Genomic DNA, 21452 nt, shown 5'->3' with positions numbered 1-21452 from the left:
TAACACTTCACCCTTGACCCTACATGCTTCATACTTTTTAATCTAATCGTTGCAGTTTGTAAAGACTGATTAACTTTAACAACAAGTATTCGGAATCTCCAGAAGGCCGTGTTAGATTTAAAGAGTGGAAGTCATCCTTCAGAGAAAAACCTGAAGCCAAAAACTAAATGGGCATAGATAAGATGATTTCTAGCGGTCTATGACCCAGCCACAGTAGGCACCAATCGAACATAGCAAAAAGTGGCGAGAAACCAACGGAGGTTGGAGTAAGCCAAACCAAAGTCCGGAAAGACACGACTGTGTGAGATTTAGTATTAGGTGTATCTGTGTAGTTTGCCAACCATAGTAGTGATTCAAAACTGGTAGTCAGAAAGTTAACTCGTTGAAAATTTGTCTTTTTCCACTCGAATGGGTCTAGTCAATCCTGGCTAGGCCCATTGAGTATTGTCGTCAATCGATCTAAGTTATTGGTAAGGATTAACATTGCTACCTTGGGCTGCGAGCTTTAAGGGCAAGCTGATTAACCGGTGTCAGAAAAACTGATGGAGTATTGACTATGGCAGTAGTACAGTTAAAAGTTCCCAGTATTGCGTGTGATGTCTGTGCCAAGACCATTACCGAAGGTATACTCCAACAGGAGCCAGATTCTAAAGTCGCAGTGGATGTAACATCAAAGACGGTTAGAGTTGAAACCGAAGCATCTGAAGAGTCAATTAGACAGATCATAACGACTGTCGGTCACAGCGTGGAGTAAGCTACCAATTGACACTCCCCGCCCTGGAAGGACGGGGATTCTTGCTTGGCCTATGGCCACGCGATCGCGTTCAACGGGGTGACTTGTAAAACCCTTGCCGGAGCCAGGAAAAATAGAGGTGGATTCGACCCAAGCGTATTTGGTCTATGACCTAGGTTTCGGTGTGCCGGAAACGAAACCTGATCAGAGGGTCGCCTTAATAAAAAAGGTTAAAACTTTTTACACAAGCGCCGACTAACTATAAAGGCGACCCTCTGATTAAGGTAACTTCTAACCCCACCGTACCTAATCTAGTTAACAAGTTAGATAAACTTTTTCTTGATCTTATGTTTTCGGAGATCTCCAAATCTAAGAATTTGATGATGCAATAAGCTGATATCTTAGCTGATTTTTTACATCATCTACTTATTTTAATATCATGTTTATCTAGAACATTAATTGTTTTTTTCGTTAGGTTTTTATCTTAACACGATGCGAAAAAACCGTCAAGTCTTAATTTAACAAAAAGCCTACCGTAAGAGTTAAGAAGCCTTAATTAATAAGTTTTAACCCTTTTGCTCATAGCCTGCTCCCAATAAATGCTTCTTAACTCTGAGGCGCGCGTCTCCTATAAGGACGGGGCGCGATTACCCAAATTTTTTGGTAAGCTAGTGTGATTTCAATGGCCCTTTATTTTCTAAAGGCTCCTAGTTGGAACGAGCCGCACTTCGACAATACATCATTAATTTATATGTAAGTATTCAGCTATCAGCGTGTCGCGTATCAGCTATCAGCGTGTCGCGTATCAGCGTGTCGCGTATCAGCTAATGCGCACGCTACTTGAGGTGCTACAGATGGTGCTTTTGAATAAGCGATGCAGAGGTGCGACCCGTGGCGAATTTAATTACGGGTCAAACGCACCATTACGGTCTTGGGGAGGCAGCGCCGCCAAAGGGGGTTCCCCCCATGACCGCGCTGCCGTGGTTTCCCCCGGAGACAAAACCTTAGATAGGGTCGCCTTTATAGTTAGCAGGTTATGCAGAAAAGGGTTAAATATTTTTTAATAAGGCGACCCTATCTTACGGTAAATTCAAACCACTCGCGCTTGGGATCAAGACAACAGGTAAGCATTGGAATAATGCTGAGTTACTTTAGCTGACGGCTGACGGCTGACGGCTGACGGCTGACGGCTGACGGCTGAATGCTTACATTTATATTGTTTTGGTTAAATAGTGCTAGTTTACTAAGTATTAGTTAACTAGGTGTTGCGCATTTAAATTGGATATTATTCAGTTATAAAAAAAGGCGTTGCTGAATTAAGAAATGAATAGGAGTAGAGTGGGCATCCTGCCCGCGCGAAAATAAGGAGGAAACTGGCAAGATGCCAGTTCTAGCCAAGATGCCAGTTCTAGCCAAGATGCCAGTTCTAGCCAAGATGCCAGTTCTAGCCAAGATGCCAGTTCTAGCCAAGATGCCAGTTCCACAAAACTCTTGAAATCATTTGATTATTAAGCAACGCCCCTTAATCAATGGAGGCGCGCTTTCCGCGTGAAGAATTAAATTACGGGGTCGCGCCTCAAGTTTTAACCATGCATCTGCATAGCCTACCAACCATAAAGGCTCCCCTGTCTAAGGCGCGCGTCTCCGGGGGAAACCCCCAGTTCCGAAGCTGCATCCCTTCTTCAGGTGCGACCCGTGGCGAATTTAATAATTAGATGCGGAAAGCGCACCTAAGTTGTTTTCCTTTTCCTCTCCCTCTGGGTCGCCCCATGTTTGACCCTAATGTAAAAAACCTACCCCTGTGAGGGGGTTAGGGGACCGGTCCCCATTACCGATTAGCCATTACCGATTAGCCATTACCCATTACCGATTACCTATCTCCAAAGTAAAAAACCTACCCTTGTCAGTCTCCCCACCCTCCCTCTAATTATGGGTATTCAACCTGACTTGATATAGAGGTTAGTGGGAATAATAATGCTCTCACTTAGTTGAACAGTTAGGTGTTTTCACCATGTTCGATAAAGATTTAGAAAAATTACCCGGATACCAGGAAATTGCTACTGCCACTTGTGATAAAAACAAGAGAGTATTAGAGGAAAGTATAAATAGAATAATCCCTGTGCTCAGCTTCTGCTGAGTAACCCCTAATTAACTATGTGCCTAAGATGTGCCTAAGATGTGCCTAAGTTGGCTTTGGATTCATCGGGGATTAAACTAATTTTTGTTGTTATTCAGGTTTATATTCAACAAAACTCGTTAAGCTAAAAACGATATAACAATTATAAACGAGTTGTGAAAATCTAGAAACCCAAAATCATGGTATTATTGGCATCCTGGCCTCTTGATAGTTCACAACCTATTTATAATTGCTATATACAGTAATCTAGTTTAGAAATGATTGTTATAAGATCACCTAATTTATCAAAAGTTCCACAGCTCGTGATTCACAATCCATATCGGGGAGGGGAATCGGCAATGGGGAATTGGTAACTGATCCAACTGTACTTGAGCTCCTAAACGATAGTCAGCAATAGGATCAATTTATCTAGTTATCTAGCATCAATCTATTCCATAGCCAATCCCATATACTAGACATCTCCAAAAATTAACCTCAAACCCTTGCACTGCCTGGGTCAAAACCGAGTTTCTGGAGATGTCTACTGGTGAATTTAGAGCAAAACGTATTAGCTAATACTTTCTTGAAGAAGTAGCAGTGTTAAGATTATTAATTCCGGGTGAATGTATTAGCTCTGTAGAGCTAACTATAAATAAAAACGATGCTTCTATAAATGCTTCTATATTAGTGGTAGGAAATAAACAGTTTATCACTACATTTGTGAAGCGGACTTGCTATATAAGGTCTAGCACTTTCGAGGTATCTTTGGAACTTGATGATGTCATACAACACATCAAGACTAGACAACCCGCTATTTTAATTTTGCAGGCAACCCAGGTGGCTAGTTTACAACTATGTCGTCAAATTAAAGAACAAAAGCTGCTCGGTTGGATATACTGCATTTTGATCAATGACTTGCCCGAAATAGCGATTACAGCAATGGGACTAGACCCAAACTGGGAGTTAAGAGAATGTGCTCAAGCCCTAGAAAACGGTGCAGATGCCTACTTACGGATCAGTTCAATCAGTAATCAAGACTCAGCCATAGCTGTAGCAGAAAATCGGTTGCTTAAGGCACAAATTCAGGCAGGGTTACGAGGAGTGCGACTATACCGGGAAGCAATGCACACTAATGATTTCCTATCAAGGATAGCATTGGTTGATCCCTTGACAGAATTGAGCAATCGTCGGGCAATGGAATCGGAGTTACCCCGACAAGTCAAAAATGCGTTTAGTCAATCAAGGCCCCTGAGTCTGATTATCCTAGATGTAGACTATTTCAAGTCCATCAACGACAACTACGGACATCCGGTAGGCGATCGCGCTCTCAAGCTACTGGCAAGTCGTCTCAAACATAACCTACGTATTCAAGATTCCCTCTTTCGTTATGGTGGAGAAGAGTTTGTGATCATTCTTAGTCACACTGACTGTGAAGAAGCCCGAGCAGTGGCTAACCGAGTGCGACATATTATTAGCGATCAACCGTTTCAGATTGATAGAAGATTGGTGCTCCCAATTACCATTAGCTTGGGTGTTGCTGCCCTTAACAATACGGACGACCATAGAGGGGAAAGCCTACTGCGATCTGCTGACCAGAACCTACGGATCGCTAAATCTAATGGTCGCAATCAGGTGTATTGTTGTTGCAATCGCTAATTTTCACGTAAATTGCTGACTCAAAACCACTGGCTTGTGGACAGTAATTTTTTTCTTGTGAATCGAAATCATGTCTTTTTCCCGTAGGTCTCCCAGTAGACGGGTGACAGTAACCCGAGTCGAACCGATAGCTTCTGCGATCGCTTGATGGGACAACTTCAGTTCAATGGTAATCCCATCCCCACAGGGTATGCCAAAGTCACGGCAGAGAATTAATAGAAAACTAACCAATCGAGACTCCATATCCCGATGAGCTAGGGTTTCGATCATCATTTCCGTCTGTAATATCCGAGACGATAGCCCCCGTAACATCAACATTGATAATTCCGGGTTTTCCTTCAGTGCTTTTTCGACCTGGTCAATCGGGGAAGAGAGTAACTCTACAGTTGTAAAGGCAACTGCATGGTAGAACCGATCAGATTGGTGACCAGTAATCAGAGACAGAACACCGAAAACCGTATTTTCTCGCAGCAGTGCTACAGTAATTTCTTCCCCTACTTCGTATACTCTAGAAAGTTTTACAGCACCTTTTAGCAAAAAGTAAACCCGTTCAGCTGGATCTCCTGGGAAGAAAATCGTCTTACCTCGCTCATAGGTTTCTACGACTGGTGGAAACGCTCCTCTACCAATCTGACGAAACACAGCCGCTAGTGGTGTATCCTGCGTCACAACCCTATCCATATCTATTTCTTTGTACAAATGCCCCTATCTATTTACATTTAAGAGACTTCCGGGGATTTTAAGCCACGGATTACCTCATTAATCTGGTATATTTAGGCTATTTTAGCGGATTTTAAACAGTTTTCTTGAGTTTGTTGTGAACTGCTACAACCGTTTCCAATTCCCCTTGCCCATCAATTTCGGCGGTGGGACCGGTGGCCAATTTAATTTGCCTAGGTCAAGGGCACCGGGCAAGTTTTGAGCTAATTTGCCAACAGGCCAACAGTATTAACTGCTAGTCTATATCTTAGCAAGCTCTTGACTTGATTTTCCCTTAACCCCGTCAGGTAGAAGCGGCAATTCGTAGCAATCATCGTGGCATAGACAAATTTATTTCCCACTACTTAATATCAATCTGAGCTAATTTTTTGTAAAAATTGCTACCAAAAACCAAAAATCTCAGGAGGTAAGCCTGAAGGTCAAAAGCAATGCAACGCTGACCTGTGGGGTTTCCCCCACAGGTCAGCGTTGCATCAAGACATGGAGCTGAAAAACTCAATGTTGCTGCATTCAGGGATATAATAGCTGGGCTGTCATACACGGCTAAGTAACCTTCAACCCTGACTCATAGCGCGACTCAACCTAAAAACCATGCTCGATCTCAACGGAAAAAATGCTTTTGTCACTGGCATCGCCAACAACCGCTCCATTGCTTGGGGGATCGCCCAACAGTTGCACAACGCGGGGGCAAATTTAGGTGTGAACTTTTTGCCTGACGAAAAAGGTCGCTATGAGAAAAAAGTTCGAGACCTGGTAGAGCCCCTCGAACCTAGCATTATCATGCCCTGTGATGTCCGAAACGATGCCCAAATTGAAGCGATTGCAGATGCGATCGCAAAACAATGGGGCAGACTGGACATCCTGATTCACTGTTTAGCCTTTGCCAATAAAGAAGATCTATCGGGAGAGTTTAGTCAGACATCCCGTGAGGGGTTTTCCCTAGCCTTAGACATTAGCACTTACTCCCTCAATCGACTAACAGCGGCTTGGAAGCACTTGATGACTGATGGCGGTAGCATTGTCACCCTCAGCTATCTGGGGGGTGTTAAAGTAATTCCCAATTATAATGTGATGGGTGTTGCTAAAGCAGCACTGGAAATGAGTGTTCGTTACCTGGCAGCAGAACTCGGACCTCAAACGATTCGGGTCAATGCTATCTCCGCAGGGCCAATCCGGACCTTAGCCTCTTCAGCAGTTGGGGGGATAATGGATATGATTCATCATGTAGAGAAAGTAGCACCACTGCGCCGCACGGTTACTCAGGAAGAAGTGGGTAAAGCAGCTGCTTTCTTGTGTAGTGATTTAGCCAGTGGCATCACTGGTCAGGTTTTATATGTAGACGCTGGTTACGAAATAATGGGCATGTAGGTGACATACTCCCACACTGACCTATCGGTTCAGTGTGGGCTTCTTACCAACTCCAGCTATTGCTTAGGATACACGGGTTACTTTATTAACGACACGGGATGCCCCGACCCGCCGGAACAATACAATAAGTTCTATTTTTAAGCACGTAGGTGGCGGTTAGCTCTTAATTTGTCTTCCCTACTATATCTAGTATAAACGATATAAACCCTGTCCGCAATTGATCTCACACTCATGCTGCCCATGTTCGTTGTGAGGCAATTGAGCGGATGAAGTTAAGTTAGACAGGAGCAAAGATGTAATGCAAGTAAGCAATAACCGGACGCAGATCGAGAGCGGACCGATAATTCTCAACACTCAAGAGTCTACGTTAAAGGCGCGAACAGCTTCAGTCAGGCGTACTACTGGGGAAACTGATGTACAAGTGTCACTGAATTTAGATGGTACAGGTATCTGCACCGCTAATACAGGCATCCCATTTTTAGACCATATGCTGCATCAAATCTCTTCCCATGGACTGATTGACTTGGAGGTGCAGGCAAAGGGAGACCTAGAAATTGATGATCACCACACTAACGAAGATGTTGGGATTACCCTAGGGCAAGCCTTGGCAAAAGCATTAAGCGATCGCAAAGGAATTTTCCGCTTCGGTAATTTCCTGGCTCCCCTCGATGAGGCATTGATTCTGGTATCTCTAGATTTTTCTGGACGTCCTCACTTAAGCTATGGCTTGGAAATTCCTACCCAGCGTGTCGGAACCTATGATACCCAACTGGTGCGAGAGTTTTTTGTTGCACTGGTTAACCATAGTCAGCTCACCCTACATATCCGCCAACTAGATGGCATCAATTCACATCATATTATTGAAGCGACATTCAAGGCATTGGCCAGAGCAATGCGCATGGCTGTGGAAATTGATCCTCGTCGTGCAGGGATGATTCCAAGCTCTAAGGGGGTTTTGTAAAAGCTATCCGGAAATCCTAAAAGTTGATAACAAACAAAAAGCCATGGGACTAAGAGTTCCACAGCTTTTAGACTGGTCTAAGGAGCATTAACTACATTTGATCTTAGAGTAAGCTAACCGTGGGCATAGTCCTCGTAACAGTTTTGGTAACGAATTGACTACTCTCGTCGCTAAATCAAATATTATAGCGAGAGATTTCTAAGAACATAAATCCTTACTGGCGCGCGCCAAATAGCCTCTACACTCTGAGATCAAATCATTGATTTTACTTGTCTTTTGGCTTACGCTTCTAGCAGCGGTGCGCTTGACCCGTAATTAAATTACGGGTCAAGGGCACCGTGAGGCTTTTCAGCTGGCGCGCAAATCGGCACTTTATAGTTGATTAATTATCTCTATCTACTAGTAAAAATTATCAATAATCGCAAGAGTTTCCGTCTCCAATTCCCCGGAGACGCGCGCCTTAGATCGGGTCGCCTGATTACAAAAGACTTAACCCTTTTATTTTATGCAAGACCTTTCGCGGAGCGGCTATGGGCGAGCATCACCCATAAAGGCGACCCGATCTTACGGTAACTTCTAACCCGCTAACCCTTACTGGCAGTGCCAGACGCTGCTTAACACGGGTATAACGGGAGTCCCCAAGGAGATTGAATGATGGTTTTGACTCAGCTATATTCCAAACGAGGATTTACCAAAGGGCACCAGGATTGTGCTAATCCTCATAGATTCAAACGACTAGTGCCCTAGTGCTGACGCTAACCAACCAATTCTAGGCAGCCAGCCCCCCAAGGTGCATCATTCAGACCTAGCCAAAGTCCAAGATTGCACCCTTGAGTTTTAGAAAAATCTGGGATTATGTGGTCTAATTTTGGTTGATTTAATTTCATTATGATTCTGGTGTTTCAGCTCAGTGGCAATGATTAGCTGATCAAGGGTGCAGTTGAGCTTTTCCATCATTAACTTAGTCTGCCAAAAGGAGAGCTTAGGCTGCATTTTACCCCTTTCCCAAATGGAAATGGTTTTTTGGGTTACTCCAAGAGCCTCAGCAAGTTCTCGCTGAGTTAAGCCAACTTGCTGGCGCAACTTTAGTAGTGTTATGTCATGATGTTCACGTAGCATTATAGTTTACTATATAATATTGTCCAACGCCATATCATCAACGGTATAAACAAACAAAAACACATAATGGCAGGTAGCCAAAAGCTGCTTTTGCTTTTTGAAACCTAATCATAACGGTTCCAAGTTATTTACCCCAGCCATCCTTAAATCTACAAATAACAGCTCAATCCGTTATACGTCATCCACATCCAGTCAAATATGGTTCCTGCTTGGCTGATGGATCGGTTGCTTTAATCCCAAAAAGCCATCACTCAACTAAAATACTTAGAGACAAAACTTAGTTGACATTTTACGGCACAACACGCTACTATAAGTATGTTGTCAAAGTTAGTCAGGTGACCAAGTATCTTAAACCTAAAGAAGCTTCTGAGTTACTAGGCGTTAACGTCAGGACTTTAGCTAGATGGGAAAAGGCCGGAATTATCCAAGCAATTAAAACACCATCAGGACAACGGAGATATGATGTAGAATCCTATACTCACTCCTTCAGTGTCAAAAAAGAAACAGTGCTTTATTGTCGAGTTTATAGTCATGCTCAGAAGCCAGATTTAAACAGGCAAGTGGCCCAATTGCAAGCTTTATACCCAGAAGCCAGAACTATTAAAGAAGTTGGTGGAGGATTAAACTTTAAGCGAAAAAAACTACTAGCACTTCTCAGTCAAATTCTTAAAGGTGAAGTCAGTCGAGTAGTTGTTGCTCATAAAGATAGGCTGGCTCGATTTGGTTTTGATTTGTTTAACTGGCTTTGTGAACAAAATAAGTGTGAGTTGATTGTTCTCAATGAAAAAGAACTTTCACCACAAGCAGAAATGGTAGAAGATATCCTGGCAATTCTTCACTGTTTTTCAAGTCGATTGTATGGACTAAGAAAATACAAGACTCTGTTGAATAATGATCCCGAATTATGCAAAGAGCCTTCAAAACCAAGTTAAAACTGAATAACAAACAGAAAACCTTAATGGCTCAACACGCCGGTTATTCAAGATGGATTTGGAATTGGGCACTTCGGATGTGGAACTCCGCTTATAAAGAGGGACTAAAACTGTCAACTAACAAGCTCAAAAAGTTTTATACCAATCACATCAAGCCTGATTATCCCTGGCAGTCTACCCTAAGTTCAAGAGTTTATCAGTTTGCTTTTCTGCACTTAGGTGAAGCATTCAAGCGCTTTTTTAAAGGTACGGCTCAACATCCTAAATTTAAGAAAAAAGGACGAAATGATCGCTTTACCATTGATAACTGCGGTAAGGTTATGGTTTTTGAAGGGAGAAGGTTAAAGCTTCCCTTTATTGGATGGGTTAGGACTTATGAAGCTTTACCTGAAATACAGACTAAACGAATAACCATCAGTCGAGTGGCGGACTCTTGGTATTTGTCTGTAGCTTATGAGTTTGACCCCGAACCTACAGTTAAAACCCGAGACTATTTAGGTGTTGATGTTGGGGTAAAAGTTCTCGCGACTTGCTCAGATGGAACTGTATTTCCTAATCCTAGAGCGTACAAAAAGGCTCAAAAGAAGATAGCATTACTTCAGCGACAATTGGCTAGAAAAGAAAAAGGCTCTAAGAATAGGGATAAGGCCAGATTGAAACTAGCCAAAACGTACCAACGAGTCACTAACATCCGGAAAGATGCCATCGATAAATTAACCTCCTGGCTTAGCAAGAACCACGCTGTCATAGGGTTAGAAGACTTGAATGTGTCCGGTATGTTGAAAAATCATAAACTAGCAGGTGCTATTGCTGATTCTGCCTTCTATGAGATTCGTCGCCAACTGGAATATAAATCCGAATGGTACGGCTGTGAATTAGTGTTTGCCGATCGGTTTTTTCCATCCTCTAAAACCTGTTCTAGTTGTGGAAACAATCAAGAAATGCCACTAACACAACGAGTTTTTAGCTGCTTCGCTTGCGGTGCCGTCAAGGACAGAGATTACAACGCAAGTGTGAATTTACAGCATTTAGCCGAGGGCTTCTTGGTGATAGCCTGTGTAAGTGAGTAGGGCCGACCCCTCACGCAACCCAAGTTTTTGGAAGAAGCAGGAAGTAAACGTTAACGTGCTGATTATACCGCGTTATATCAGTTTTACAAAGCAGCAGAATAGAGAAGACTTAGGTCAGCGGCGGTTGGATTAAACGGCGCTCACCTAAGCGCGAATTTAATTCAACGACTGTAAGCGCACCGGGTAGGTATCAGCTGACCTGCTCTGCTGATAGAATGCCACCAAAGCTATTGATTTGATTTATCTTGGCGCGTGATTAATAACAGTCGAAGTAAAGCTTAAGACATATTTCTGCTCCGAACGCGCCCCGCGTGGCCTACGGCCTTAGTCCCTACTCCCTGCTCCCTTTCAACCAAAATACTCTGTCCTCAACTATACTTCGGTTGCTGCTATATGTGAGAGTCACCAAGCTGAAAACCACGCCTCTTCAGAGCGTGGATGAAAGCTCGAGAGCGACTTTAGTCGCCGTGAAAAAAAAAGATTGTAAGCTTCCCTAATCTTCTCCTTGCCTGTGTAGAATAAAGTATTATAGAGTACAGGCTGAAAAACCGCTAGGACAGCTGGAATAGGGAACCAAGTTTGACCGCCTAGAAAGTAGTAATGCTCAGAGGGTAGGGAAAATCCTCTCTAAAAACCCAATCGTCAACCAACAATTGACGTGTGAACCTAGAACAGAAAACTTTCCAAGAAAAACCGGTGCGCTTTCCGTTGGCGAATTGAATTTGCCACAGATTGCACCGTAGTGTACGGTGGGGCACACCGAAACATGGGGAAAAGAGTCGGCACTCTCAAGAAAGTACCTGAACGCCTAAGGAGAACTGCCCTCTAGGTCTGCCGTGAATTAACTGGGTATTTGGTAGTTTTCTACCGATATTTGGTTAAGTATTGCTTCTCCCGAAGACACGACGGTTTAAGGTGGTTCGCTGATCTAGGAATCCCCACGTCTTTAGACGGGGGAGTGTCAACTTGGTTTCAAATCCTGTACTGAAATAGTCTTATGACCGCTGCAACTCCCTTAGCTAATGCTCCCGATTTATCTACCGATAACTACCTGGTGGTGGGCTTAGCCACCTGCTTTATCAAAGAAGAGGGGGAAGTTCATCAAGTTCAAATTATTGAACCCATCCCCTCAGCCTCCCTAGAAGCACTGCTTAAAAGCGTTCCTACATCTTACTCAGTGGCTTTTGGTACAACTCTAGGTCAAGTAATCTCAGGGGATAGCCTTGTCAAACCCGCTGAGTTTCCAGAGGATGCTCAGTTTTGCGATGATTTTACTAACCGAGCCCTCGCGGCTGCACGCACTTACAAGAGTTGTCCAGAAGCGATCGCTCATATTCCCCTCGGCACAACGTTTGATAACTTCAACTTTTCCACAGAACGCAAGCGGTTGCTAAATATGCAGCGAGTTGTTACTAAGGAAGATAATGTAAAACAGCATGAGTACACTCACAAGGTTCTCTAATCGTTAATCCATTAGTCCTTAGTTAATTGAAACAAGACTTAGGCTTGCACCCGTTGCTCAAGCCTAGTGTATGGGATATGGGCATTGTTGTATGGGCGCTATGGTCTTAACAATTATCCTTTGACCAATCACTAAGGACTAACGACTATTTCTCTAACAACTTCCAGCCACCATCCCAGTCATCGTTAGGAGGTTCTTGAAGAAAACGCTGACAACGGCTCAGGTGCAATACAGACGCTTGGTCATGTTTGTCATATTTTTGTAGAATGGTGCCAAACTCACCCATGGCGAGGGCGAACTGTCGCTGGAGGTAATACTGACGGCCTTTGTAGTAATGTTCAATGATTCGTGCTTTGTCCTCCGAAATCGGTTCAGATTTTAGGCCCACCAGTTCATAAATGGATACTGGCTTGGTCTTGCCCTTAACAATTACCTTGTCCAATTCCCTAGCCCAGATCTGGTCAGCACAGGCTCTGTAAGTATTTTCACTAATTAGGATGTCACAACCGTATTGCTTGCTAGCCGTTTCCAAGCGAGCACCTAAATTGACTCCATCACCAATAGAGGTAAACTCCATTCGTTTAGTCGAACCCATATTACCACTAATGACGCTATCGGAGTTGATGCCAATGCCGATCTTTAAAGGTTTTCGATTAGCTTTAACACGTTGCTGATTAAACTCTTTGAGACGTTGGCGCATCTCTAAGGCTGTTTGCACTGCTCTCCAAGCATGATCCTCTTGGGGCAAGGGCGAACCAAAAACAGCCATAATCGCATCCCCAATGTATTTGTCGAGGGTACCTTTATATTCAAAAATTGCATCCACCATCGACTCAAAATAGTCGTTTAGCATACCCACGACCTCTTCTGCCTTTAAACTTTCGCTCAAAGCAGTATAGCCACGAATATCCGAGAACAGAACTGATACCTCTTTGCGATCGCCTCCTAATTTATGGTCATCGAGCTTAAGTAATTCCTCTGCTAACTCCTGGGTCATGTAGCGATACATGGTAGTCTTGAGGCGTTTTTCATCACTAATGTCATCCATGACTACCAACGCACCATAGACATGGGTTTGATCACTGGCATCAGCAATAGAGTTAATCGAGAGATTCACACAATGCTTGGTTGATTCTAACCCCTGTGAGATCAGGGTTTGGTCGGGGTAGTACTGACGGCTGTCTTTTTCTGTCTTGGCAGTTAAAGCGTTCTGGAGCCATTGAGCAAAATTTCCCCCTTTGATGTTAATCAACTGACTAACCGATAACCCCTCCAATCTGTCTCCAGGGTAATACCCCAGCAATTTCTTGGCACTTTCATTGGTAGCGATAATCTTACCGGTTTTATCGGTGGAAATAACCCCATTACTGAGACTGCGCAGCATATCCCGCTGAATTTGTTCCTGCTGTTTGATGGTGGCAAAAAGTTTCGCTCGCTGTATGGCTACCCCAGCTTGAATATTGAAGGCTTTCATGTATTCTTCATCAATGCGATTAAAACTTGCTTGCCAGCATTCGGGAGCTTTAGGCCAATCATTCGGATTGTAGGGCTCAAAGTCACCGGTCTTTTTCTTGTTGACTAGTTGGGTGACACCTATTAACTCTTGATTGGAGTTATACACTGGCATACACAAGAGGCTACAGGTGCGATAACCAGATTCCTGATCAACTTTTTTGGAATTGTATGAATTGGGATGATCATATAGGTCAAAAGGAATATTTAGAGCTTCACCTGTTTGAGCTACCTTGCCGGCAAAGCCAACCCCCATTAGGATCCGGATTTCTTGGGAGGAACCATCCGCTTGGGGAATTTGCGCCCACAGTTCATTACGTTCTCGGTCAATGAGCCACAGGGTACTACGGTCGGCTTTCATCAGCGTTTTCGCCTCATCCATCACCCGCTTGAGGGTTTCGTCTAGATCCAAACTGCTGAGATTGAGGGATTCTGTAGCTTTGATCAGTGCTGTTGCTGCTCTTTGTCTCTGGGTAGCTCGGTACAACGACTTCGAAGATTCTAGAACCAGCCGCATCGAAGGGGCAAAATCCTTAAACAGTTTTTGATCTTCGTCAGTAAAGCCCTGTTGATCAATTTTTTCCTTTAAGGAAGCGTTCTGTCTATAGGAATTTTTGACCTTATTCAGTAATTGGACTACGGCAACTAAATCTCCCTGTCGATTCAACAGGGGCAATGCTAGCAGGGTATAGGTGCGATATCCAGTTTTTTTGTCAGACTTTTTGGCAGTGTTAGAACGAGAGTCATCATAAAAATCGTAGGGAACGTTAACCACCCGTTTGAAAGTAGCTACTTCACCAACAATGCCCTGATCAGCTGGAAATCGCAGTTCTCCTAAGGTGTTGTTTCCCTCTCCCTTTGCCACTACCGACCAAAGTTCCTTCTTGTCTTCATCCAGAAAAAATATTGTTACTCGGTCGGCATTCATTAACTCTGCCGTCTTGATAGTAATCGCAGTCAAAATCTCCTGGAGAACCTTCTCAAAATCTTGGTTTTCCAGTAGAGCTTCCAGCATCGACAGGGTTTGATTGACGATCTGGAGTGCCTTCTCTACACTTGGGACTACTTGTTTTAAACTTTTCCGGTTTAAAGGTGCCAGAAAGTTAGATATCCCTTGTCCCGCCGCAACTAGCGAACCGGCTGCTGAGGAATTTGCCTCAGATATGCTCCCCTTTTCCACCTGATTTGAATTGTGTTGATCAACAGATGCAGCTACCATAGAATTATCCTGCGCTAAAGCTTTGGTTTTGCTGAAGCGGTCTAATGATGGCGTGTTTTTGATACTTATTTACTCTTACATTGATACTTATTGACTCGTCAGAGCCAGTTAACCGAATTGATCTGAGTTTAAGGCTAATCTGTTGATTACCTAGAGAGCACCTTCTATGCTGGCCGCTGAGTAGATTTTTTCTGATTGAGAGTTAAATATGGCCTGACTGGATTATAGTGCATTCTAGATTAATTTGTCAGTAGCTTAATTAATCAATTGCGATCCAACTATTAAACTAATGCATCACAACCTCACAATTTTTAACATTTAGCTGTTTGGCCTGGCGTTGCTTAATAATGGAATGATTTTAAGAGTTTTGTAGAATAGGCATCTTGCCTGTTCGGCGATCTTTTGGGGCGGGCAGGATGCCCACTAATCTCCTATTCATTCAAAGACTGACGCAACGCCTTTGGCCTTAGTCCTGTCTTCCCACTGTGCATGTCTTACGCCAGCTAGCAGCTTGGGACAACAAGGAAGCCGCAAAATTCATAGCGTCTTGAGCCGACTGTCCACCAGCTAACTGAGCGATTTCTTCCTGCCGCTTTTGGGGATGATTCAGGAGACTAATCCTTACTACAGTTCGAAGCTCGGGCATTCCAGATTCCGGGATTTGGGTAACTACTTGAGTCCTGCCAGAGCGGTTAACTTGAGGGGAAGATGGTTGTTTCAAAATGCTAGAAATCGGTTGAGCAATCACCTGTTTATCCACCCTAAAATGTTGGTCTGCCATCGCAGCAATTAACGGTTGGTGAGTCACACAAAGAACTTGGTGGCGTTGACTGAGTTGGTAGAGTCGTTCTGCGATCGCTCCTGCTACCCGACCAGACACCCCAGCATCAATTTCATCAAAAATTAAGGTTGTTCCTGGCTGGTTACTGCTGGAAAAACAGGCTTTCAGTGCCAGTAAAAATCGACTCATTTCTCCACCGGAAGCCGTCTTAGCAAGAGGTTGCAAGGGTTCTCCGGGGTTGGGAGAGAAGTAAAAGGTGACTTGATCAGCACCAGCTGCCGTGGGGACAATGGGGCTGATTTCCACTGTAAACTTTACCTTCTCCATAGCCAAGGGCTTTAACTGGTTAACCAGCTGTTTTTCCAGTTCTGACCCAGCCCTATAGCGCAATTTGGTCAGTTGATCACATTCATCGGTCACGTTTTCCTGACTCAATGCGTAATTTCTCTCTAATTGTTCTAGAGATGCACCTTCACTGCCTAATTCTTCCAGTTCTGCCTGTAGGCTCTCATAGTGAGCGATTGCCTCAGCAAGGGTTGGTCCATATTTGCGGCAAATTTGTTTAAGAACCCCAATTCTTTCCTCCACCACTTGGAGACGTTCCGGATCAGTCTCTAGTCCATCTCCATAGGCATTAATCTGATGGGCAGCTTCCACCACTTGAGCCAATGCTCCACTGACTAAGTCTAGTAGAGGTTGCAATTGACTATCATAGTCTACCATATCCTGTAAGGTACTTTCCGCTTGACCCAATAAGTCAGCACTAGCTAAAGTCCCCTGATCATTATGGTAAAGTGCTTGATAGACTTGGTAACTCCTCTGTTGGAGTTCCACAACATGGTTCAGACGCTGGTGTTCACGTTCAAGCTGTTCAAGTTCGTCAGGAGCGCTAAGGTTGGCAGCACTGAGGTCTTGAATTTGATACTCTAACCAGTCCAGACGTTGTAGGCGTTCTTGCTGAGACTTTTGCTGTGTCTCTAGAGCTTTCTTGGCCTCTTGACAAGCTATATACGCAGATCCAACTCGATCTCGCTGTTGGATCACAAGGGAACCGCCGTAAAGGTCGAGTAGCCCTCGTTGGCGTGCTGGCATAATTAGCTGTATGGTTTGACCCTGAGCAGTAATTTCTACCAAGCGCTCACGCAGTCCCTCCATCAGTTGCCGATTAACTATCGTGCCATTGACCCGAGAACGCGATCGCATGCCTTTTTCTGTTGCGGTAATCTCTCGGCTACAGACTAAATCGGCTTGATCAAGTAAGTCAATTTCTTGCTCACTCAACCAGGCAATCAAGGGGTTATCTACCGAGAAGGTGGCTTCTAGCAAAGCCCGTTTAGTCCCTGTGCGAATCAGCCGATTGGTTACTTTTCCCCCCAGGGCAATATCAATGGCATCCAAAATAATGGACTTACCCGCACCGGTTTCCCCAGTCAACACATTTAGGCCAGCACCGAATTCCACTTCTAGGTGGTCAATTAAGGCAAAGTTGTGAATTCGCAAATAAACTAACATTGAGCAAAATTCACTGTTGGGAAAATTGTGATAGTAAACACATTTTGTAACAATTTAGAAAAAGTCACACCCTAATACCCAATTGAAGTCTAAGGGTTAACTCTAGTAATCGTTGACCGTTCACCATTCAGTTTATCGTCAAGTGTCCACTAAAAATCAGTATTCCTTTAAGCAGTCAGCCGTCAGCCGTCAGCCGTCAGCTTATTTTATTCAAAGGTGCGCTCTTACCATTAAGAATTAAATTTGCCACGGGTTGCACCTAAAAGCACCGATTGCGCTACGGGCACGCTGCGCGAACAGTAGCGTGGCCTTTGGCTAATAGCTAATGGCTAGCTGATGGCTGATAGCTGATGGCTTACGTATTCTTACCCAGGAATGGGTTATTCCACCATTTTGGTATGAAGATTGCCGAACCTTTATTAAGTTTTAATGATATCCCCCTTTTGTTACAATAGTTTACAGAATCGCTTCTGTTTGTCCGTCGGAAATATCTTCTTATGAATCCTAAAACAGTTTCCCCAACTTCTGTTCAAGCACTAGACTCACAGGCTGATGCGGACAAGTCAGTGGTACCAGTGTCGGGAACTCAGATCACAGTTGAGGAAGAGTTGAGCTCGACAACGGGATCCTCTGTCTTGGAAACAGACAAACCACGCTACGACCCGTCAGCGATCGCAGCCCAGTACCAGAACGCATACCTGTCAGTTCTAGGGCGGTCTTTTACCATCATTTCGTCATTTATATCGTTTGCTCTAGGTCTGTGGTGGGATCGGTTTCGGGGTCGGGATGTTACCGAGAACCAGCGCAGAGCGATTCAGCTGCGGGAAATTTTAACCGACCTAGGACCAGCCTACATTAAAATCGGACAAGCTCTTTCCACACGACCGGATTTAGTCCCACAAGTTTTCTTGGATGAGTTGACGCTGCTACAAGACCAACTCCCAGCCTTTGAGAATGAGGTGGCTTATAAATTTATTGAGGAAGAATTAGGCGATCGCCCGGAAAATATTTTCGCTGAACTGACTGAAAAGCCTGTGGCAGCGGCTTCCTTAGGACAGGTCTATAAGGGCAAACTCAAAACTGGGGAAACTGTTGCGGTCAAGGTACAGCGACCAGGATTGGCAAATAAAATTACCCTAGATATTTACATTCTACGCCGTCTGGCACAGTGGGTACAAAGCAATGTCAAGCGGGTGCGCAGTGACTTGGTTGCCATCATGGATGAGTTTGGTGCCCGGATCTTTGAAGAGATGGACTATCAGCATGAAGGGCGCAATGCTGAACGCTTTGCCAAGCTTTACGGCAAACTACCGGAAATTTATGTTCCCCGAATTTACTGGGACTACACCGGGCGTCGTGTCCTGACTATGGAATGGGTAACGGGTAGTAAGCTGACGGATATGGAGACAATCAAGGCTAAAGGCATTGATGCCAAGCACTTGATTGAAGTTGGGGTAAACTGTTCCTTGCGACAGCTACTGGAATACGGATTCTTTCACGCTGACCCTCACCCTGGAAACCTGTTAGCCACTTCTGACGGCAAGCTGGCTTATATTGACTTTGGGATGATGAGCCAAGTCAAGAAGTATCAGCGCTATGGTTTGATTGAAGCTGTTGTCCATCTGGTCAATCGTGACTTCCCTGGTTTGGCGAAGGACTACGTGAAGCTGGAGTTTCTCACCCCAGATACAGACCTGACACCGATTATTCCTGCCCTAGGCAAGGTTTTTAACAACGCCTTGGGAGCCAGTGTGGCAGAACTCAACTTTAAGAGTATCACTGACCAGTTATCAGCTTTGATGTATGAGTATCCCTTCCGGGTACCCGCTTACTACGCCCTGATTATTCGCTCCCTAGTCACCTTAGAAGGGATTGCCATGAATGTTGAGCCAGATTTCAAAGTACTCAGTAAAGCCTATCCTTATGTAGCCAAGCGCTTATTGACAGATCCATCACCGGAATTACGGGCATCCTTGAAGGATTTACTGTTTAAGGATGGCGGTTTCCGTTGGAACCGTCTGGAAAACCTGTTGCGCAATGCTGGAAATTCTCCAGATTATGATATCAACCAAGTCTTAGATCAGACCCTAGACTTTATTTTTTCAGATCGAGGAGCTTTCATCCGGGAGCAGTTGGTCAATGAAATTGTCAAGGCGATCGATAGCTTTGGAAGACGGACATTGGATAACGTCAGTTATGCCTTGCAGGAACGTCTAGGCTTAGAAATAAATAATAAAGATAATCAAGACAAGAAGCCAGAAGATCAACCCGAAACTACTGAGAATATCCAGCGGATTTGGAAAATTTTACAAGACACTCCTGGTTTTGACCTAATGCAATTGTTGCCAGTTATTCCTCAAATGTTGATCAAACAGGAGACCCAGGAAATGGGACAAAAAATTGCTGGTGGTTTAGCACAGCGAGTAATTGCTCGGATGATTCGGGATGCTTTACTCCAGGATAATCCTGACAATGGCACCGCTAACGGTCATGGCCAGGGCTCAAACCCTAACTTAGTTTTGCCCCCTGCTGCTGCGATGCGATAGATTATAGAAATTTTATTTGGAAATGCGGTTAGAGGTTGAAGGTTGAAGGTTAGAGGTTGAAGGTTGAAGGTTGAAGGTTGAAGGTTAGAGGTTGAAGGTTGAAGGTTGAAGGTTGAAGGTTACAGGTTACAGGTGACGCAGTTGAAGCTTACAGGTTACAGGTTACAGGTTACAGGTTACAGGTTACAGGTTACAGGTTATTAAACTTCCAAACTTTCAACCATCCAACCTTCAACCTGACAACCAAACAACCTGACAACCTTGGCCAAAAGGCCACGCGATCGCTGAAAGCGGGACTTTGTCCATCGCGTTCAACCAAACAACCTTGGCCTTTTGGCCTTTTGGCCACGCTACGCGAACGGCCACGCTACGCGAACAACCAAACAACCTTGGCCTTTTGGCCTTTTGGCCACGCTACGCGAACGGCCACGCTACGCGAACAACCATTCAACCTAAATCTGCCCAACAAATCCGGAATCTAACAAATTCAAGACGTAGGTTACAGTATGACTAAGAGGGATTAATCTAGTTTAAACCTATGTCTAAACTACAAGAAGCATTGGAATTCATCGAGAAAATTGAACGTGATAACCCTGGTAAATCGGCTTATGAAATTGTTAATCATTTGCGTGGGTACACTAAGAAGGCATATACTAGTAGATTATGGAGTACAGCTACGGGGTATCACCAAGAGTATATTCGAGATGAATTTGAAGGAAAACTCAATATCAATGAATTGGTATTAAGTGGTGAAATTACCGACTTTGGTCATTTTATCGGTTCCCTTTCTGATCAAATTGATCAGCCTGGATTCCAATGGTCAGATTTTACTAGCTGGACTGGTGACCATACCTCATGGGCTGGAGATATTGGTTCGGCGATTGTGGCCTATCGAGACCCCAATGACAACATAGATGTTAACAGTGTCGAGGAAGCTTTGGATAGGTTAGCCAGAGATTCTGATTATACTGCGGATATTGCAGCTTACGTAGTAGGAGAAATGATTAACTCTCGTAAGCAATCTTCCATTACTCAGGCGATTTATCAGTATAATTCTAAGTCCTACTCAGAAAATGTTAGGACGTTTATTAAAAAGCGTTTTGGCGCAGTTATTCAAGAAGATAAACTTAAGAATCCAGCTGGACTTGATTCAAAAATGCGTAGCGCTATTTCTACTTATATCCAGTTTTCTTCAGCCTATGAGTCGTTAAAGTCTATCAAGGATTTAGCTAAATTACCTCTAAATTTAGGTTCAGAAGATAACTCTATACCTAATAGTGTTGATATTTTTAAAGGTTCTCAACATTTTATCAAGCATATAGTCAAGTATGGCAACTTAGATGGTTTACTATTTAAGCCATACCAAATACCTGGGATGTCCTGGCTAGGAACCGTAAACTATGAAGTTAGAGTACCGGGCTGACTTAACTAGTTCATTAGTGTTAAATCGGGAATCGGGAATCGGGAATCGGGAATCGGGAATCGGGAATCGGTAATCGGGAATCGGTAATCGGTAATCGGTAATCGGTAATCGGTAATCGGTAAGAAGTAGTTTTGGGAGCTTAAGAGTATCTTTAAATATATCTTTTATCATAGTTTTATATCATGTTCGGATAATTATTTATAAAACACCATTATCCTTGAAACCTTACTCCTTTACTTCTGCCTAACCCCTCCTGGGAGGGGTTAGGGGTGGGTGCCTTCTGCCCTCTGCCTTGCTTTCCCCAAAGTATAAGTATTCAACC

Annotated in this window: 17 protein-coding genes; 11 read left to right on the top strand and 6 right to left on the bottom strand. The window is 43.9% G+C overall.

Going from position 1 to position 21452, the window contains the following annotated elements:
- Positions 1-556: 556 nt before the first annotated feature.
- Positions 557-754, top strand: coding sequence for a heavy-metal-associated domain-containing protein (locus F6K64_RS14965; RefSeq protein WP_008181598.1), 198 nt, complete (start codon positions 557-559; stop codon positions 752-754).
- Between the two features lie 806 nt (positions 755-1560).
- Positions 1561-1797 (top strand): hypothetical protein, encoded by a 237-nt coding sequence (locus F6K64_RS14960; protein ID WP_287265706.1) that lies wholly within the window; start codon positions 1561-1563, stop codon positions 1795-1797.
- 252 nt (positions 1798-2049) lie between these two features.
- Here F6K64_RS14960 and F6K64_RS14955 read toward each other — a convergent pair whose 3' ends face one another.
- Positions 2050-2217 carry a hypothetical protein gene (locus F6K64_RS14955; protein WP_154659719.1) on the bottom strand — a complete coding sequence of 56 codons (168 nt, stop codon included), beginning with the start codon at positions 2215-2217 and terminating at the stop codon, positions 2050-2052.
- 1229 nt (positions 2218-3446) lie between these two features.
- On the opposite strand from F6K64_RS14955, the gene F6K64_RS14950 reads away from it, so the two are divergent.
- Complete coding sequence (locus F6K64_RS14950) at positions 3447-4505, top strand: GGDEF domain-containing protein (RefSeq protein WP_229414399.1); 1059 nt, start codon at positions 3447-3449, stop codon at positions 4503-4505.
- A gap of 3 nt (positions 4506-4508) precedes the next feature.
- Here the strand turns inward: F6K64_RS14950 and ntcA are convergent, their stop codons facing one another.
- Positions 4509-5186: a global nitrogen regulator NtcA gene (gene ntcA / locus F6K64_RS14945; RefSeq protein WP_008181591.1), complete on the bottom strand. Its 678-nt coding sequence runs from the start codon at positions 5184-5186 to the stop codon at positions 4509-4511.
- A gap of 630 nt (positions 5187-5816) precedes the next feature.
- On the opposite strand from ntcA, the gene fabI reads away from it, so the two are divergent.
- Together fabI and hisB are read left to right on the top strand one after the other, a co-directional pair.
- Positions 5817-6593 (top strand): enoyl-ACP reductase FabI, encoded by a 777-nt coding sequence (gene fabI / locus F6K64_RS14940; RefSeq protein WP_008181587.1) that lies wholly within the window; start codon positions 5817-5819, stop codon positions 6591-6593.
- A 298-nt stretch (positions 6594-6891) separates the two neighbouring features.
- Positions 6892-7554, top strand: a complete 663-nt coding sequence (gene hisB, locus F6K64_RS14935; RefSeq protein WP_287265705.1) for an imidazoleglycerol-phosphate dehydratase HisB — start codon at positions 6892-6894, stop codon at positions 7552-7554.
- Between the two features lie 837 nt (positions 7555-8391).
- Here hisB and F6K64_RS14930 read toward each other — a convergent pair.
- Positions 8392-8673 (bottom strand): helix-turn-helix domain-containing protein, encoded by a 282-nt coding sequence (locus F6K64_RS14930; protein ID WP_008181583.1) that lies wholly within the window; start codon positions 8671-8673, stop codon positions 8392-8394.
- Positions 8674-9008: 335 nt separating this feature from the next.
- Between F6K64_RS14930 and F6K64_RS14925 the strand changes: the two genes are divergently transcribed.
- The 3 genes from F6K64_RS14925 to F6K64_RS14915 all read left to right on the top strand — a co-directional run bounded on the left by F6K64_RS14925 (position 9009) and on the right by F6K64_RS14915 (position 12137).
- Positions 9009-9605, top strand: a complete 597-nt coding sequence (locus tag F6K64_RS14925; RefSeq protein ID WP_044492524.1) for an IS607 family transposase — start codon at positions 9009-9011, stop codon at positions 9603-9605.
- A complete protein-coding gene (locus tag F6K64_RS14920) occupies positions 9578-10675 on the top strand; it encodes an RNA-guided endonuclease InsQ/TnpB family protein (RefSeq protein WP_008181581.1) in 1098 nt (365 codons plus the stop codon). Before F6K64_RS14925 ends, F6K64_RS14920 begins: the two co-directional genes overlap by 28 nt.
- Before the next feature lie 997 nt (positions 10676-11672).
- Positions 11673-12137, top strand: a complete 465-nt coding sequence (locus F6K64_RS14915; protein ID WP_008181580.1) for a hypothetical protein — start codon at positions 11673-11675, stop codon at positions 12135-12137.
- A 145-nt stretch (positions 12138-12282) separates the two neighbouring features.
- On the opposite strand, the gene F6K64_RS14910 is transcribed toward F6K64_RS14915, so the two are convergent.
- Together F6K64_RS14910 and recN are read right to left on the bottom strand one after the other, a co-directional pair.
- Positions 12283-14868, bottom strand: a complete 2586-nt coding sequence (locus F6K64_RS14910; protein ID WP_008181579.1) for a GAF domain-containing protein — start codon at positions 14866-14868, stop codon at positions 12283-12285.
- 466 nt (positions 14869-15334) lie between these two features.
- Positions 15335-17161: a DNA repair protein RecN gene (gene recN, locus F6K64_RS14905; RefSeq protein ID WP_287252817.1), complete on the bottom strand. Its 1827-nt coding sequence runs from the start codon at positions 17159-17161 to the stop codon at positions 15335-15337.
- A gap of 497 nt (positions 17162-17658) precedes the next feature.
- Here recN and F6K64_RS14900 point away from each other — a divergent pair, with 497 nt between their 5' ends.
- The 3 genes from F6K64_RS14900 to F6K64_RS14890 all read left to right on the top strand — a co-directional run bounded on the left by F6K64_RS14900 (position 17659) and on the right by F6K64_RS14890 (position 21130).
- A complete protein-coding gene (locus tag F6K64_RS14900) occupies positions 17659-19707 on the top strand; it encodes an ABC1 kinase family protein (protein ID WP_287265704.1) in 2049 nt (682 codons plus the stop codon).
- A 325-nt stretch (positions 19708-20032) separates the two neighbouring features.
- Entirely contained in the window at positions 20033-20221 is a 189-nt protein-coding gene (locus F6K64_RS14895) for a hypothetical protein (protein WP_131826882.1), read from the top strand.
- Between the two features lie 24 nt (positions 20222-20245).
- Positions 20246-21130, top strand: coding sequence for a hypothetical protein (locus F6K64_RS14890; RefSeq protein ID WP_008181576.1), 885 nt, complete (start codon positions 20246-20248; stop codon positions 21128-21130).
- Here the strand turns inward: F6K64_RS14890 and F6K64_RS14885 are convergent.
- Entirely contained in the window at positions 21092-21301 is a 210-nt protein-coding gene (locus F6K64_RS14885; protein ID WP_154659718.1) for a hypothetical protein, read from the bottom strand. The two genes, F6K64_RS14890 and F6K64_RS14885, sit on opposite strands and share 39 nt — an antisense overlap.
- Between the last annotated feature and the right edge of the window lie 151 nt (positions 21302-21452).

Origin of the sequence: Moorena sp. SIO3A2, from assembly GCF_010672265.1 — a bacterium.
Classification (GTDB): domain Bacteria; phylum Cyanobacteriota; class Cyanobacteriia; order Cyanobacteriales; family Coleofasciculaceae; genus Moorena; species Moorena producens.
This window is presented reverse-complemented; position numbering and strand designations above follow the sequence as displayed.